This window comes from Micromonospora sp. DT228 (assembly GCF_049841595.1).
Lineage (GTDB): Bacteria > Actinomycetota > Actinomycetes > Mycobacteriales > Micromonosporaceae > Micromonospora.
Genome location: NZ_JBNCKO010000010.1, coordinates 138,933 through 154,713 on the forward strand (window position 1 = coordinate 138,933; position 15,781 = coordinate 154,713).

Below are 15,781 nucleotides of genomic sequence, written 5' to 3' on the forward strand. Positions count from 1 at the left end.
ATGGCCCCCACCCCTCCCAAGGCCACCTACCGCGTCCAGGTCCGCCCCGGCTTCGACCTGGACGCCACCGCCGCGATCGTCGACTACCTGGACGACCTCGGCGTCAGCCACCTCTACACCGCCCCGCTGCTGGCCGCCACCCCCGGTTCCCAGCACGGCTACGACGTGGTCGACCACCGGGCGGTCAACCCGGAGCTGGGCGGTGAGGCCGCCCGGCAACGACTGCTGGCCGCGCTGCGGGACAAGCACCTCGGCCTGGTCGTCGACATCGTGCCCAACCACGCGGGTGTCGCCGTGCCACCGGCCAACCCGCCCTGGTGGGACGTGCTGCGCCGGGGGCGTGACTCGTCGTACGCCGACTGGTTCGACATCGACTGGGACCGGGGCCGGCTGCTGCTGCCGGTGCTGGCCGACGACCCGGCCGCCCTGGACGACCTCAAGGTGGTCGACGACGAGCTGCGCTACCACGAGCACCGCTTCCCGATCGCCGACGGCACCGGCGACGGCACCGCGCGGGGGGTGCACGACCGGCAGCGCTACGAGCTGGTCTCCTGGCGTCGGGGTGACGCCGAGCTGACGTACCGCAGGTTCTTCGCCATCGCGGGCCTGGCGGGTCTGCGCGTGGAGGACCCGGCGGTGTTCGCCGCCACCCACGAGCTGATCCTGCGCTGGGCATCCGCCGGCGAGGTCGACGGCATCCGCGTCGACCACCCGGACGGCCTGCGCGACCCGGCCGGCTACCTGGCCCGGTTGCGGGCCGCGGCGCCGGACGCCTGGCTCGTGGTGGAGAAGATCCTGGAGTACGGCGAGGAGCTGCCGGACTGGCCGGTGGACGGCACGACCGGCTACGAGGCCCTGGCCGCGGTCGGCGGGCTGTTCGTCGACACCGACGCCGAGGGCGACTTCACGGTGCTCGACACCCACCTCGTCGGGCACCGCACCTCCTGGGAGAACCTGACCCACTCCACCAAGCTGGCCGCCGCCACCGGGCTGCTCGCCGCCGAGCTGACCCGGCTGGCCGCGCTCGCCCCCGAGGTGCCCACCGAGCAGGCCCGCGCGGCGCTCGCCGAGCTGGCCGCCGCGTTCGAGGTCTACCGGGGCTACCCGCCGCACGGCGCCCGGCACCTCGCCGCCGCCCGCTCCGAGGCCGGTCGCCGCCGCCCCGACCTGGCCGGCGCCCTGGACGCGGTCACCCGCCGACTGCGCGACCCCAACGACGAGCTGGCGAAGCGGTTCCCGCAGCTCACCGGCGCGGTGATGGCCAAGGGCGTGGAGGACACCGCGTTCTACCGGTGGACCCGGTTCGTGGCGCTCAACGAGGTCGGCGACAGCCCCGCCCACTTCGGGGTGCCGCCGGCGGAGTTCCACCGCTTCGCCGCCGCCCAGCAGGTCCGTTGGCCCGCGAGCATGACCACCGTCTCCACCCACGACACCAAACGCGGCGAGGACGTCCGGGCCCGCCTCGCCGTGCTCAGCGAGCTGCCGGGCCGCTGGGCCGAGCAGGTCAAGGCCTGGATGGAGTACGCGCCGCTGCCCGACCCGTCCTTCGCCCACCTGCTCTGGCAGACCGCCGTCGGCGCGTGGCCGATCGAACGGGAACGGCTGCACGCGTACGCCGAGAAGGCCGCCCGGGAGGCCGCGGCCTCGACCAGTTGGGCGGACCCCGACCCGGCCTTCGAACAGGCCATGCACGCGCTGATCGACCTGATGTACGACGACCCGAGCCTGCACGACGAGCTGACCGAACTCGCCGCCGCCATCACCCCGGCCGGCTGGAGCAACTCCCTCGGGCAGAAACTCGTGCAACTCACCATGCCCGGCGTCCCGGACACCTACCAGGGCACCGAGCTGTGGGACAACTCCCTCGTCGACCCGGACAATCGCCGCCCGGTCGACTTCGACGTACGCCGAGAGCTGCTGGCACGCCTCGACGGCGGCTGGCGTCCCCCGATCGACACCGACGGAGCGGCGAAGCTGCTCGTCGTGTCGCGGACCCTGCGCCTGCGGCGGGCGCACCCGGAGCTGTTCACCGGCTACCGGCCGGTGCCGGCGCACGGGCGGCTGGGCCGGCACGCGGTGGCGTTCGACCGGGGCGGCGCGATCACCGTGGCGACCCGGCTGCCGCTGGGCCTGGCACGCGCCGGCGGCTGGTGCGACACCGCGCTGTCGCTCCCCGTTAACGAGGTTAAGGACCTGTTCACCGGTCGGGTCTACAGTGGCGGGGAGACCCCTCTGGACGACCTTCTGTCCGACTATCCCGTCGCACTGCTGGCCCCTCCCACCGCTGCCGTGGAGGCTGCGTCATGACCGAATTCTCCGTGTGGGCGCCGGACGCCACCCGCGTGCGACTGCGCCTGACCGGCGACGCCGACCACGAGATGCGCGCCGCCGCCGACGGCTGGTGGCGCGTCGACGTGCCCGACGCCGGCCTCGACTACTCCTTTCTGCTGAACGACGACGAAACCCCGCTGCCCGACCCCCGGTCACCGTGGCAGCCTGCTGGTGTGCACGGGCCCAGCCGCCGCTACGACCACTCGGCGTTCGCGTGGTCCGACACCTCGTGGACGGGCCGGCAACTGCCCGGCAGCATCCTCTACGAGCTGCACATCGGCACCTTCACCCCGGAGGGCACCTTCGACGCGGCCATCGACCGCCTCGACCACCTGGTGTCACTCGGCGTCGACCTGATCGAGCTGCTCCCGATCAACGCCTTCAACGGCGAACACAACTGGGGGTACGACGGCGTCTGCTGGTACGCCCCCCACCAGCCCTACGGTGGCCCCGACGGCCTGAAACGGTTCGTCGACGCCGCCCACTCTCGCGGTCTGGGGGTGATCCTCGACGTCGTCTACAACCATTTCGGGCCCTCCGGGGCCTACGCGCCGCAGTTCGGGCCCTACCTCGCGGAGCATTCGAACGCCTGGGGGCGTTCGGTCAACCTGGACGGCCCGCACTCCGACGAGGTACGCCGCTACATCATCGACAGCGTGCTCATGTGGCTGCGCGACTACCACGTCGACGGTCTGCGCCTGGACGCCGTGCACGCCCTGCACGACTCGCGGGCGGTGCCCATCCTGGAAGAGCTGGCGATTGCCGTCGAGTCGCTGTCGACGCACGTGGGGCGGCCGCTGTCGCTGATCGCCGAGTCCGACCTCAACGACCCGCGGCTCATCACCCCGCGCGAGGCGGGTGGGTTCGGGCTGCACGCCCAGTGGAACGACGACGCGCACCACGCGCTGCACACGTTGCTGACGGGGGAGCGGCAGGGCTACTACGGGGACTTCGGCTCTTTGGAGACGCTGTCTGATGTGCTGACCGGCGGGTTCTTCCACGCGGGGACCTGGTCGAGCTTCCGCAACCGGCACCACGGGCGGCCTGTTGATCCTCGGGTTCCTGGGCACCGGTTCGTGGCGTACTTGCAGAACCACGACCAGATCGGGAACCGGGCTACCGGGGATCGGATCTCTGCCTCCTTGTCGCCTTCGCTGCTGCGGGTCGGGGCTACGTTGCTGCTGACTGCTCCGTTTACTCCGATGTTGTTCATGGGGGAGGAGTGGGCTGCTTCTACGCCTTGGCAGTTCTTCACGTCGCATCCGGAGCCGGAGTTGGCGTCTGCGGTGCGTAGCGGGCGGCGGCGGGAGTTCGCGTCGCACGGGTGGCCGGAGGGGGACGTGCCGGACCCGCAGGACCCGGAGACGTTCACGCGGTCGCGGTTGGACTGGGCGGAGCTGGACAAGCCTGAGCATGCTTCGATGCTGGCGTTTTACCAGCGGTTGATTGGGCTGCGGCGGTCGTGCCCTGATCTTTCGGATCCTCGGTTGCAGGAGGTTTCTGTGCAGCATGGGGACCAGTTTTTGGTGATGCGGCGGGGGGACACGCTTGTTGTCGCGAACCTCGCTGGGCGGGGGCAGGGGGTGTCGCTGCCCGGGGTGGCTCGGCGGGTGTTGCTGGCTACGGGGGAGGGGGTCACGGTGATGCGGGACCGGATCCAGTTGCCTGCGGAGACTGCGGCGATCGTGGCGCTCTGACGACTTCCCACTTTCCACCAAAGGGCTGCGGGCCATGGAGACTGCGTGCCTGGCAGCCGACCAAGCGCCGCCATTATCCAATGATTAGCAGATGACCTGACGCCAAGCTGACGCTCACTGAGCATTGCCCTAGTCCGGGTCCAGCCCTGGCCGCTGAAGACCGCTAAAGTGGATCCAGTGAACCACCGGCACCGTCTTGTTCGGTCAAGTGGCCATCGGTGGTACGTCCAAGCCTTGTGTCGGAAATCCGTCTCACCTTGTCTGCAGCTTCTCCTTGCTGCAGGTTTACCTACCTTCTCGAACGCGATAGTCTGCGAAGCTATCCAATCGATCTGGAAAGGGATCCTGCGTGCCATTCAAGTCCAAGGCAGAGGATGAAGCGTTTAAGGCCGCCGAGCTCAACGCGTTCCGTGGTTTCAGCCTTGATCTAACACGAGAAAAAGTTGACGAAGCGTTAAAGCATTTTGGTCGTTTAGGAATATTTTCGGAGTACACTAAGCATGATATTTCGCATATCGATGGTATGCTTGAAATTTGTGACTGGTTGGTTCCGCCAGCGACCCGCGATGTTATGACGCCTGCTGACTGGCTTTTAATCGTACTAGCGACATACTTCCATGACTTCGGGTTGCTTGTCACAGCAGACGAATTCAACAGAAGAGCAGAAACCGGGTTCGGGGATTACGTCCGAAGCCTTGAGGCGGCACAGGATGACAGCTCTAGAGATTATCTGGCAAAGCTGGGCGCCTTAGGGGACGAAGCAAAAGAGCGATTTCATTACCAGGAGTTCGTTCGAGCTAACCACCCAACTCGAATAAAAACATGGTTGTCGGGTAACCCTAGCGCCGCTCTGGGATATGATCCGAAGCTAGTGGATGCCCTCAGTCAACTGCTGGCGCCGCTCCATCCGAGCTTTGTGCGGGATCTCGGAATCGTGTGCGAGAGTCACCACCGAGAGGACCTCAACAACGTCAGCAAGTATGACGTTCGTGCCCCGTACGGGCGGACCGGGGGTGAAACCGCTAACGTCCAATATGCAGCGATACTGTTGCGCACAACGGATCTCTTGCATATCACCGAAGACCGGACGCCCTCGGTGGCGGCGCTTATTATTAACCCTTCCAATCCGGTAAGTCAAGAAGAGTGGGCGAAGCAGGAGGCGGTCCGGAATGTGCGATCGAAGGTCGCAACGAATCGGGAAGGGGCATTAGACGAGAGTGCGAGTAGGGATACTGTCGAGATTTACGCAACGTTCTCAGATGAGCGCGGCTATTTTGGGTTAACCCGGTACCTCCGGTATGCTGAAGAAGAATTAAGAAGATCCTTTGCATGGGCTGTTGCGAGCCGCAAGCAGCACGGTGTGCGCCACGACTTCCCTTGGCGCTACATAGATACGGAGAATATTGAAGCTGAAGGCTTTATAGCCCGCCAGTTTGAATTCGAGATTGATCAGCATAAGATTCTAGAATTGTTGACCGGGCATACTCTATATAACGATACGAAAGTTGTTCTTCGCGAATTAGTGCAAAATAGTATTGATGCAGTTAGGCTTCAGCAATTAATTGAGAAAGATTCCGGCTTCGAGCCAACTGTGCGAATCTCATATCTCCATCCTCATGTTGAAATCGAGGTGATGGATAACGGCACTGGGATGTCTCAAGATATTATTGAGGCCAACTTCCTCAAAGTTGGTTCTTCGAGATATCAGGACCCGGACTTCAGGAAGCAATACCCAGGGTTTCATCCTATCAGCCGCTTCGGTATCGGTGTTCTGTCGGCATTTATGATAGCGGATCATGTGCGGGTCATCACTTCGAACCCGGGGGATGCCGAAGCCAGGGAGCTAACACTTGAGTCGGTTCATGGCGACTATCTAATACGTCTACTGAATAAAGAATCCGACGATGTGCCAGAGCACATCCGGAACCACGGGACCTGCGTTCGGCTGAAGATTAGACCCAGTGCCGGATTAGGGGACGTGGAAGCGATCCTCAAGCATTGGTTGGTGGTTCCGCGGTGCAAGATTGAGTATGTGACCGATGAGTCAACGATACGGATTGGCTACGATAGTCCTCGCGCCGCTTTGGAGGATTCTCTTGTACGTGGTGGACGGTCCATTATCGCAGAGAGCAGTGGAAAGCCGGCCAAATGGAAGGTGAACGTTTGCGTCGAGGATGGTTTCGAAATCGCTTACGCCACATCCTGGGACGGCTGGAACCAAGAGTGGCAGCTGGGTGAAACCAAGTCGTCGCAGCAGCTATTTGACGAGGATGTTGACGAGAGCGAGATTGACCCCTCCGCAGATATGATTGGCGTCTGTGTCGAAGGCATAAGAGTGACGAATCTTTCTCCAGGTTTCCAAAGCGAGTCAGGCGTAATTGCGGTATTGAACGCAACCGGGTCAGGCTCTCCTAAGACTAATGTGGCACGTTCTAATTTGGAAAGAACGCCCGAGTATCGATCTCTCCTGAAGAAAATCTATGAGGCGTACGCACGTGAAGTTGCCTCCGAGCTGAACGAACTTAGTCAGATCCGGAATTTCTCCTTATCCAGGGCGGCACGTGAAGTGCAATACCTTCTTGGTCCCCTCGATGATCGTAGTCCGTACGCTCGTGTCGAGTCTCGTACCCTTCTCGATCAAGCGATTAGCAATGTTCCCTGCTTCTTGGTGGAAGACGGGGTAGGTCGGCAACTTCAATCGCTTAACGATCTAAAGCATCTCGATGAAATCGGGACTGTGCAGGGCCCGATAACCCGCCATTTGGGATACTTTCTGGAGCAAGTGCAAACCAACGTGACTATCAAGGCCATATTGGACTTGGTGGCCAACGCCCACGTGCCGATGCCCGAACTCCCCATCGTTGGGGCACACGAAGACTCTCTTTACCTTTCGCAACTCTTGCGAAAGCAGTGGGAGGTTTCCTCCATAGAGACCTTCGTTGATCCTCCGTTTGTAGTAGCTCGTTGGCGACGGCGGGCAGCCCCTTCGCGCTGGATCCGGGCGGAGGACGATACGAAGGTGTCGGCTGGAGCCGTGCAAGCGATCAAGGAATTTGCTGGCGCGTACAGGAGGACTCGCAGCGGCTTTTCCTTTACTGTTTTGGTGCCCACTGAATCAGTCGATTTCAAGGTCGGTCACGAAAATATCTTCGCGATTGAAGTGGGACGTGATCTTCTGCTTACACATGACAATCCGCTTCTTTCGATTCGATCGTCCGAAGCCAATATTTCCGAATTCGAAAGACTTTGGATGATTGGTCGAATTGCCCGACACTACTATAATCGGAGCAATCGAGCCTATCTCCCGGAGCAGGTTTCCAGCGAATTGACAATGAAGAATCGTCTCACTTTAGCCTGTTCGCGCTACTTGTCGCCGTTCCTCGATGAAGCGTCTATGCGGGCTGCGGTTGAGGCGGTGCAGCCGAACACGTTGAACGTTTTGGTCTGGGACCGCAGATATACAAGTTCAGGGAGTGAGTAAGGGGTGGAATGCATTTGTCTTATAGTTTTGGGGGAGGTTCGTGAAAAGCGAGCAGATGCTTTCGGAGCTTCACGTAGAGCGTTACAAGTACATACTGCAACAGCTAAATTCAACCAATGAAAATGTTCATCGCTTCCTGGCTGTCTACCAATCACTCGCTACGGGAATACTTGGCGCCGGGCTGGCGCTCTTCGTCGGCTACCGAAAGTGGGGCATTGACGCTGCTGTGGCTCATTCGGGACTTGTCGGCCTCGTCTGCCTGTTGACTATAGTGGCGTCATTTACGATCCTACTAGTGCTCTCTAGCATCTTCTCCTGGCTTGACTATCGTAAGGAAGAGTGTGCATTAACTGATAATTTGATAGGCCCAGGTTTTCGTGACCCTCCACGTCTTAAAAATTTCGTTCGATGGCATGAGACCTATATCATAGGCTTCATAATTGTGTCGACGATGGCCGTCTGGGTTCTGGTGTTTCACTTTGCCGTTCCAAACATGCATTGATCGCTCGGCGACTGTCAGCGTTGCGTGGTGTCGCTCACGGTGAGCTATTCCGACTACGTTGACCAGTTGGGTGCGTGAATTCGGCGTCGCGTGCTGGAACAGACGAGTTCACACCGGCTTGGCGCGATGGCGCCTTCCCGATTGAGGTCCACCCAGCGTCCGTGCTGTTGCTGCACGAGTTCTGCGTGGTCTGCTGGGAATTGATGCAATTCGCCGCAATCCCAGTTTGTATAGGAGTGATCGTAGGATGGTCAGTAGGCCAGACACCATCGGGGCCAGGATTCGGTACTGGCGGATGCGCCGAGGAGGCATGACTCAGGCCGTCCTCGCGGGGCTCGCTGGGGTCACCCAGTCCTACGTGTCGCAGGTTGAGTCCGGCCGAAAGCCGATCGACCGCCGCTCCACCCTGGTAGCTCTCGCTGCCGCACTCCAGGTCACCGTGGCCGACCTACTCGGCCAGGGCACCGAGTCCGGCCATCCGGCCCGCGAGAGCGCTGCCGAATGCGTGCCGGCGATCTGGTCGGCCCTGATCGAGATCGAGGACGGCGAGCGTCGCCCGTCGACCTACACCGTGGATCAACTGGCGGCCGAGATTGCCCGCGCCGAGCAGCTTCGCACCTCCTGCAACTACCCGGCGATGGCTCGTATGCTGCCCACCCTCCTGCTCGAAGCCGCCGCCGTGGGCGGCACCGTGCTCGTCCAGGTCGCCTACCAAGCGGCCACCTGCCTGCGGAATCTCGGCTACCGCCACCTGGCCCTCAACGCCGCCCGGCTCGCCGGGGCGGTCGCCGAAGACACCGAAGACCCGGCATGGATCGCAGCCGCCCGCTTCGCCTATGCGCAGAGCCTGCCAATCGAGTCCGGATCGGTCGCGGCCCGTGCCGCCAACCGGTCACTGACCGAGCTGCAAGCCGACGCCGCCGACGAGCGGGTGCGACAGATGCTCGGACAACTCCACCTCTCGGCCGCGTTGACGTCGACGGTCAGCGGCCGATTGGACGTAGCTCGCGATCACCTGGCCGAGGCAACTCGCGAGGCGGCAACGCTCGGGGATCCGGTCGACGGCGCGGGGTTCAACGGCTGTGGGTTCGGACCAACCAACGTCGGGCTGTGGAAAATGTCTATCGCCGCCGAGCAGGGCGAGTCCGGCCGGGTCATCGAGCTGTCTCGAACGGTCCGACCGCAGGTGCTCGCAGCGTCGATCCGCCAGCAGTCCTACTGGCTCGACCTCGGCCGCGCCCTGGCGGATGGCGGTCGCCGAGACGTCGAGGCCCTCGCCGCCTTCGTACGTGCCGAGCAGGCTGCGCCGATCCCGTTCGCCATCAACCCCCTTGCCCGCGATGCCGTGGTGACGCTGGCGCACCGCGCCCAGCGCCGGGCCATCCCCGACGAGCTGCGCTTGCTCGCCGGCCGTATCGGCATCAACCTGGCCGCATAACGGGAAGTTGGCGCACGCTCGACCGTTCAGCCCTGCATCCCGATTGGGAGCTGCGCGCCGGCTGATGAGGTCTGACGCGGTGTGGCCTTCGGCATCACCCGAGAATGGCTGAGAGGCAGGGGCACACCATGGCACTCAGCGTCACCGATGCGCTGCTCTGCGGGTGTAGCGTCCAACCGAGCGGGGATAGCGGGTTCAATGCCAGTTCGGTCCTCTAACCGGGAGTAGGCATGGCGACGAAGCCGGACACCATCGGGGCCAGGATCCGGTACTGGCGAATGCGACGTGGCGGCATGACGCAGACTGTCCTCGCCGGGCTCGCTGGCGTCACCCAGTCCTACGTATCGCAGGTCGAGTCGGGCCGAAAACCGATCGACCGCCGGTCCACTCTGGTCACCCTCGCTGCCGCACTTCAGGTCACGGTGGCCGACCTGCTCGGCCAGGGCACCGAGTCTGGCGATCCGGCCCGCGAGAGCGCCGCCGAGTGCGTGCCGGCAGTCTGGTCGGCCCTGATCGAGATCGAGGACGGCGAGCGCCGCCCGTCGACCTACACGGCGGAGCTACTAACCGCCGAGATCGACCGCGCCGATCAGCTCCGCAATTCGTGCAACTACCCGGCCATGGCCCGGATGCTCTCGAGCCTGTTGGTGGAAGCCGCTGCCGTGGGCGGCACCGCGCTCGCTCAGGTCGCCTACCTGGCCTCCACCTGCCTCCGGCACCTCGGCTATCGCCACCTGGCCCTCAACGCCTCCCGGATATCCGTATCGGCTGCCGAGGACGTCGAAGATCGAGCGTGGATTGGCGCATCTCGCTTCATCTACGCGCAGAGCCTGCCGATCGAGTCCGCGCGCCTGGCAGCCAGAGTCAGTAACCGCTCGCTGGCGGAGCTACAGGGAGACGCCTCCGACGCCCGGGTACGGCAGATGCTTGGCCAACTTCACCTCATGGCAGCGCTGGCCTCGACCGTGGACGCTCGCCCGGACGTTGCCCGCGACCACCTCGCCGAGGCCGCACGTGAGGCGGTGAGTCTGGGAGATCCGGCCGACGGCGGCGGCTTCAACGGCTGCTGCTTCGGGCCAACCAATGTGGGGCTCTGGAAGATGTCCATCGCTGCTGAGCAGGGCGAGTACGGCAAGATAATCGAGCTGTCCCGGACGATCCGCCCGCAGGTGCTCAAGGCATCGAATCGCCAACTGTCGTACTGGCTCGACATTGGGCGAGCGCTTGCGGACGGCGGTCGCCGGGACTCCGAGGCCCTCGCAGCGTTCATCCGGGCCGAGCAGGCCGCGCCGATCCCGTTCGCCATCAACCCGCTCGCCCGCGACGCCGTGGTGACCCTTGCCCACCGTGCCCAGCGCCGAGCCATCCCCGACGATCTGCGCCTGCTCGCCGGCCGCATCGGCATCAACCTGGCCGCATAACTGGCAGTAATCACCGCATCACCAATCCGCCCTAGTGTCCGGTTTGGGACGTGACCGCGTCCTGGCCTGGGAGGGCGGCGAGCCTCCCGGAACTATGACGGAGGAGGCGGGGATGAGCGGGCAGGACGACAACGCTCCGAAGAACAAGGGTGAGGCGGCCGAGCGGGAGGCTGCCAAACAGCGCCTCCTCGCCCAGGCCGAGGCGGACCGCGTACCCGTGGACGACACGACCCGCGCGGTCCCGGACCGGCGGTGGCGGCGTGACCAACGATGACCTCCCGATCGGTCGCCGGGTCGCCCGCTGGCGGGTGCGGCGGTCGATGACGCAGCAGATGCTCGCCGACCGGCTGCGGAGGTCGAAGAGCTGGGTGGACAAGGTGGAGCGGGGTGTGCGCGCCCTGGACCGGTACTCGGTGATCCAGGAACTCGCCCACGTCCTGCGGGTCGATCCGGAGGTGCTGCTCGGTCAGCAGCCGAGCACTCCGGCGGGCACGCCGGACGGGGTGGACGACATCCGCGCCGCGCTCGCCCGCTACGACATCCCGCAGGCCCCGGCGCAGACGCCGGAGGAGCTGCGAAGGCAGATCGGGTACGCCTGGTTGACCTACCAGCACGCACACTACGGGCAGTTGGTGCGGGTGTTGCCGGGTCTGCTGGACGCCGTCCAGGGCGTGCGGTCGGCGGAGGTGCTGGTGCCGGCGTACCGGATCACCTCGTCACTGCTGGTCAAGCTCGGCGAGGCCGACCTGGCCTGGCTGGCGGCCGACCGCGCGATGTCCGCCGCCGGAGACAACCAGATCCTGGCGGCAACAGCAGCCATCTCGGTAGCCCAAGCGCTCCGCGCGTCAAACCGCGACCGTCTCGCCCTAACAGCAACCCTAAATGCGGCAAACCGCATCCTCCCACCCCCGTCCCGCCCCGGTGATCATGAGGTTGGCGGGCTTCGTGGAGATCAAAGTGCCCGTCAACCTCATGATCACCGGGGCGAGGGTAGGGGCGAGGGCGAGGGTAGGGGTGTGGGGGAGTGGGTTGTGGGTGGGACGTTGTTGGTGCAGGCCGGTCTTGCCGCTGCCGGCAGCGGCGACCACCACCGCGCCGGGGAGCTGACCGACCGGGCCGCGGGCGTTGCCGCACACCTTCGGGGGTACGACGACACGCACCACACCAGCTTCGGGCCGGTCGTTGTCGAGCTGGCTCGGGTGTTGGTGGCAGCGTCGCGGGGTGATGCCGTCGAGGCGCTGCGGTGGCACTCTGCCGTGGTGCGGCGGGAGGCGTGGCGGCGGTTGCCGGTCGAGTATCGGGGCGCGTACCTGGTGGACGTCGCGCGGGCGTACCTCCAGGTGGGTGACCTGCGCGGCGCTGCCCGCGCCCTGGTGGACGCGGACAGTGTCGCGCCGGCTGAGGTTCGGTGCCGGCCGTTGGCGCGTACCGTGATCGCCGAGGTTGCCCGTGCGCAGCCGGCACCGGCCGGCGTGGCGCGACTGGCGACGCTGGTCGGGCTCACCCGCTGACCGGCCGGCTGCTCCGGCCCAAGGCGATGGTGCGTGGAGACGCCGGGGCGTCAGGATGGGCGGTGCTGACCCCGGTGCCCGGAATGGCGGTCAGGACCGCAACCCGGGGCCTGCTCGACTGGCGACGCGGACTCACAGAACCGTTGTCAGCACACCTCCGTCGACGCGTACCGCCGATCCGTTGATCGCGGACGCTACGGGACTGGCGAGGAAGGTCACGGTGTTCGCGATCTCGCTCGGTTCGATGAAGCGTCCCAGGAGCGAGGTCTGGTTGGCGCCGATGATCGCGACTTTCAGGTCGTCCTCAAGGAGGGATTGGGCATCGGCGAGCGACCTGACCGTTTCGGCGACGCCGGTGGAATAGGTGGGGCCGCCCAGCACCGAGTTGACGGTCACCGCGGTGCCCTTCGTCAGCTTCGCCAGCCCGTTGCCCACTGCGAGCATCGCCGTCTTGGTCGTGCCGTAGTGAATCATGTCGGCGGGAATGTTGACGCCCGACTCACTGCTCACGAACACGATCCGGCCCCAGCCCCGATCGAGCATCGCCGGCATCAGGTGCCGCGCGAGCCGGACCCCGCTGAGTACGTTCACCTCGAAGTAGCGCCGCCACTCCTCGTCGGAAATGAGGTCGAAGGGTTTGAGTTCGAAGAGCCCGACGTTGTTGACGAGAATGTCAATGGCGGGCAGTTCGTCGCACAGCCTGTCGACGTCGTCGGCAACCGCGAAGTCGGCTGGGATGCCGGTGACGGATACGCCGGGCGCCTCCCGACGCAACACGTCGACGGCCTCGGCCAGCTTTGCCGGGTCGCGGCCGTTGAGGACCACGTTGACACCCTCGCCGGCCAGGGCCTTCGCGGTCGCGTAGCCGATGCCTTGACTGGATCCGCTGATGAATGCGGTCTTGCCGCTGAGCTGCAGGTCCACGTGCTGTTCTCCTCGTGAGTGATCGCCGGTCGGCGCACCTGCCGGACGTCGGCAGGTGTTCCCCTCGACCTTGCCGCAGACCGATCAGCATCTGATGAGCATTGCGTCAGTGGCCGACGCTGGTGTGGCCGGAATGTTGGTACCTGCGGCAACGGCCGACTGATCTAACTGCGAGGACTGCGCGGGCGGCTCGTCGCTGGATCAGGCGGTGTGGTGCTGGCCGTTGACCGGAGGGCTGATGGTGCACCGGCTTGCCGCGTCCAGCCGGGTGGAGACGCTGTCCGGCAGCTCGAACGCGAGGCCGGCGAGGTTGGCGCTCAGCTGATCGGCGGAGCGGGGGCCGAGGACCACCGAGGTGATCTCGGGCCGGCTGCCGAGCCAGGCGAGCGCTACGGTCGACGGGGTCGTTCCCAGTTCGGCGGCGACGGCGGTGACGTCGTCGACGATGTCGAAATGCCGCTCGGCGAGGAGACCTGTCACGAACGCGCGTGCCATCGGGCTGGGCATGGCCGCCCATTCGGCGAGTCGGGATCCGGCGGCCGGCGCGGTGTCGCGCTGGTATCGCCCGGCGAGCAGACCGCTGCCGAGCGGGCTGTAGGCGAGGACGCCGAGCCCGTGGTGCTGGCAGGTGGGCACGATCTCGGCCTCGATGGCGCGCATGATCAGCGAGTAGTTGGCTTGCAGGCTGATGAAGGGCGTGCCGCCGACGCGGTGCGCCGCCCATTGGGCGTTGACGATTCCGGCGGCGGTGAAGTTGGAGCAGCCGACGTAGCGGACCTTGCCGGAGCGTACGAAGTCGTCGAGCGCTGCCATGGTTTCGTCGATCGGGGTGTCCGGGTCGGGCACGTGGCACTGATAGAGGTCGACGTAGTCGGTGCCCAGTCGGCGCAGGCTCGCTTCCAGGGCGCGCGTCAGGTGGGCCCGGGACAGGCCCCGGTTGTTGGGTCCGGCACCCTGCGGTGCCGCCCCCTTGGTGGCGAGGACGACCTCGGCGCGGCGGTGGGCGATGGCGCGGCCGACGACCTCTTCGCTGGTGCCACCTCGGTAGGTGTCCGCGGTGTCGACGAAGGTGTGGCCGGCATCGAGGAACTCGCCGATGACGCGTCGTGCCTCGGTGTCCGGCGTCGGTGCCTGCGGGTCGGTGCCGAAGTTCATCGTGCCCAGGCAGGCCCGGGAGACGTGGAGGCCGGATCGGCCCAGTGTCGCGTACCGCATGGCGTCCCCGTACAATCGGAATCAACATTCCGCTTGAAGATACGGAACCTGGATTCCGCTCGTCAAGGGTGTTCGATCGGAGGAGGCCGGCATGATCCGTTCGGATGCGGCGCGCAACCGCGCGAAGGTGCTCGCGGCGGCCGAGATCGTGCTCGGCGAGCAGGGATTGACCGCCCGCATGGACGAGATCGCACGCCGAGCCGGAGTGGGTGTCGGCACCGTCTACCGGCACTTCGCCACGAAGGAAGCCCTCTACGCGGCGATCGTCTCGGCGCGGGTGGACCTGCTGCTCGACGAGGCCGCCCGGTTGCGCGCGGCCGCGGAGCCAGAGACCGGGTTCTTCAGGTTCTTCGCCCAGGTCGTCGCGGACGCGGCGGGCAAGAAGACCCTGACGGACGCGTTGCGCAGCGCCGGAATCGACGTCAAGGCAGAGCAGGCAGACCAGCGTACGCGGATGCGCGAAGCGTTGGCGGACCTGCTGCGCGAGGCCCAACGCGTCGGCGCCGTACGCCCCGACGTCGACATGCCCGAGATCCTCGCCCTGCTCCGGGGCGCCAGCATGGCGGCGGAAACCGGCGACTACGCCGGCCCCGTCGTCGACCGGGCCCTTGCCGTTCTGTTCGACGGCCTGCGCCCGCTCGCGCCCCCCGCGTAGACGCGGTTGGTCCTGTCGGCCCGGTGCTACGGTTCGGCTCGTGCTGAAGGTGCTTGTCAGCGGGTGCTTGCAGGGGCGGGCGCTGCGGTACAACGCGACATACGTGCCGGTGAACTCGCTGATCTGGGACCGCTGGGTGGCCGAAGGACGCCTCGTGCGGTTCTGCCCGGAGGTCGCGGTCGGATTTCCCGTTCCCCGCCCGCCCGCCGAGATAGTGGGCGGGACCGCGGGGGACGTTCTCGCGGGTTCCGCGCGGGTGGAGGAAGCCACCGGCGCGGACGTGACCGAGCTGTTTCGGCTCGCCGCTCGACGAGCACTGGATCGAGCGGTGGAGGCAGGCGTCGCGCTCGCGATCCTTGTCGACGGCAGCCCAACCTGCGGCAGCAGCGTGATCTATGACGGCTCGTTCACCGGCCGAACCGTCCCCGGACGGGGAGTCGCGGCGGAGGAACTGCTACGTCACGGCAAACCGGTGTTCCATGAAGGACAGCTTGCGTAGGCCGCGGCGATGCTCGCCAAATTGGAGAAGTCGGAGCGCCGCACCGCGTAACGAGCGCCACCGCCGTCAGCGGTCGGTAAGTCGGCCACAGCCACGGCGTGGCGCAC

The 15,781-nt window shown here is 65.4% G+C and carries 12 protein-coding genes; 10 read left to right on the plus strand and 2 right to left on the minus strand.

All coding sequences use genetic code 11. The annotated features are described in order from the left end of the window. The 8 genes from treY to ACLQ29_RS21215 all read left to right on the plus strand — a co-directional run bounded on the left by treY (position 1) and on the right by ACLQ29_RS21215 (position 12,381). Positions 1-2,307 (plus strand): malto-oligosyltrehalose synthase, encoded by a 2,307-nt coding sequence (gene treY, locus ACLQ29_RS21180; RefSeq protein ID WP_425773223.1) that lies wholly within the window; start codon positions 1-3, stop codon positions 2,305-2,307. Further along, positions 2,304-4,028: a malto-oligosyltrehalose trehalohydrolase gene (treZ, locus tag ACLQ29_RS21185; RefSeq protein WP_425773224.1), complete on the plus strand. Its 1,725-nt coding sequence runs from the start codon at positions 2,304-2,306 to the stop codon at positions 4,026-4,028. Before treY ends, treZ begins: the two co-directional genes overlap by 4 nt. 349 nt (positions 4,029-4,377) lie before the next feature. Further along, positions 4,378-7,509: an HD domain-containing protein gene (locus ACLQ29_RS21190; protein ID WP_425773225.1), complete on the plus strand. Its 3,132-nt coding sequence runs from the start codon at positions 4,378-4,380 to the stop codon at positions 7,507-7,509. 40 nt (positions 7,510-7,549) lie between these two features. After that, positions 7,550-8,011 carry a hypothetical protein gene (locus ACLQ29_RS21195; protein WP_425773226.1) on the plus strand — a complete coding sequence of 154 codons (462 nt, stop codon included), beginning with the start codon at positions 7,550-7,552 and terminating at the stop codon, positions 8,009-8,011. Between the two features lie 247 nt (positions 8,012-8,258). Continuing rightward, positions 8,259-9,449 carry a helix-turn-helix domain-containing protein gene (locus ACLQ29_RS21200; protein WP_425773343.1) on the plus strand — a complete coding sequence of 397 codons (1,191 nt, stop codon included), beginning with the start codon at positions 8,259-8,261 and terminating at the stop codon, positions 9,447-9,449. A gap of 230 nt (positions 9,450-9,679) precedes the next feature. Then, positions 9,680-10,870 (plus strand): helix-turn-helix domain-containing protein, encoded by a 1,191-nt coding sequence (locus tag ACLQ29_RS21205; RefSeq protein WP_425773227.1) that lies wholly within the window; start codon positions 9,680-9,682, stop codon positions 10,868-10,870. A 112-nt stretch (positions 10,871-10,982) separates the two neighbouring features. Beyond that, positions 10,983-11,144: a hypothetical protein gene (locus tag ACLQ29_RS21210; RefSeq protein WP_425773228.1), complete on the plus strand. Its 162-nt coding sequence runs from the start codon at positions 10,983-10,985 to the stop codon at positions 11,142-11,144. Further along, positions 11,131-12,381, plus strand: coding sequence for a helix-turn-helix domain-containing protein (locus tag ACLQ29_RS21215; RefSeq protein ID WP_425773229.1), 1,251 nt, complete (start codon positions 11,131-11,133; stop codon positions 12,379-12,381). The genes ACLQ29_RS21210 and ACLQ29_RS21215 overlap by 14 nt, the downstream gene beginning before the upstream one ends. Positions 12,382-12,513: 132 nt before the next feature. On the opposite strand, the gene ACLQ29_RS21220 is transcribed toward ACLQ29_RS21215, so the two are convergent. Both ACLQ29_RS21220 and ACLQ29_RS21225 read right to left on the minus strand, forming a co-directional pair. After that, entirely contained in the window at positions 12,514-13,305 is a 792-nt protein-coding gene (locus ACLQ29_RS21220) for an SDR family NAD(P)-dependent oxidoreductase (RefSeq protein ID WP_425773230.1), read from the minus strand. Positions 13,306-13,506: 201 nt separating this feature from the next. After that, the gene (locus tag ACLQ29_RS21225; protein ID WP_425773231.1) at positions 13,507-14,520 is read right to left on the minus strand and encodes an aldo/keto reductase; all 1,014 of its coding nucleotides are present in this window, start codon (positions 14,518-14,520) and stop codon (positions 13,507-13,509) included. A 91-nt stretch (positions 14,521-14,611) separates the two neighbouring features. Here ACLQ29_RS21225 and ACLQ29_RS21230 point away from each other — a divergent pair, with 91 nt between their 5' ends. Further along, a complete protein-coding gene (locus ACLQ29_RS21230) occupies positions 14,612-15,175 on the plus strand; it encodes a TetR/AcrR family transcriptional regulator (RefSeq protein WP_425773232.1) in 564 nt (187 codons plus the stop codon). Between the two features lie 40 nt (positions 15,176-15,215). Continuing rightward, a complete protein-coding gene (locus tag ACLQ29_RS21235; protein WP_425773233.1) occupies positions 15,216-15,674 on the plus strand; it encodes a DUF523 domain-containing protein in 459 nt (152 codons plus the stop codon). Positions 15,675-15,781 lie beyond the last annotated feature (107 nt).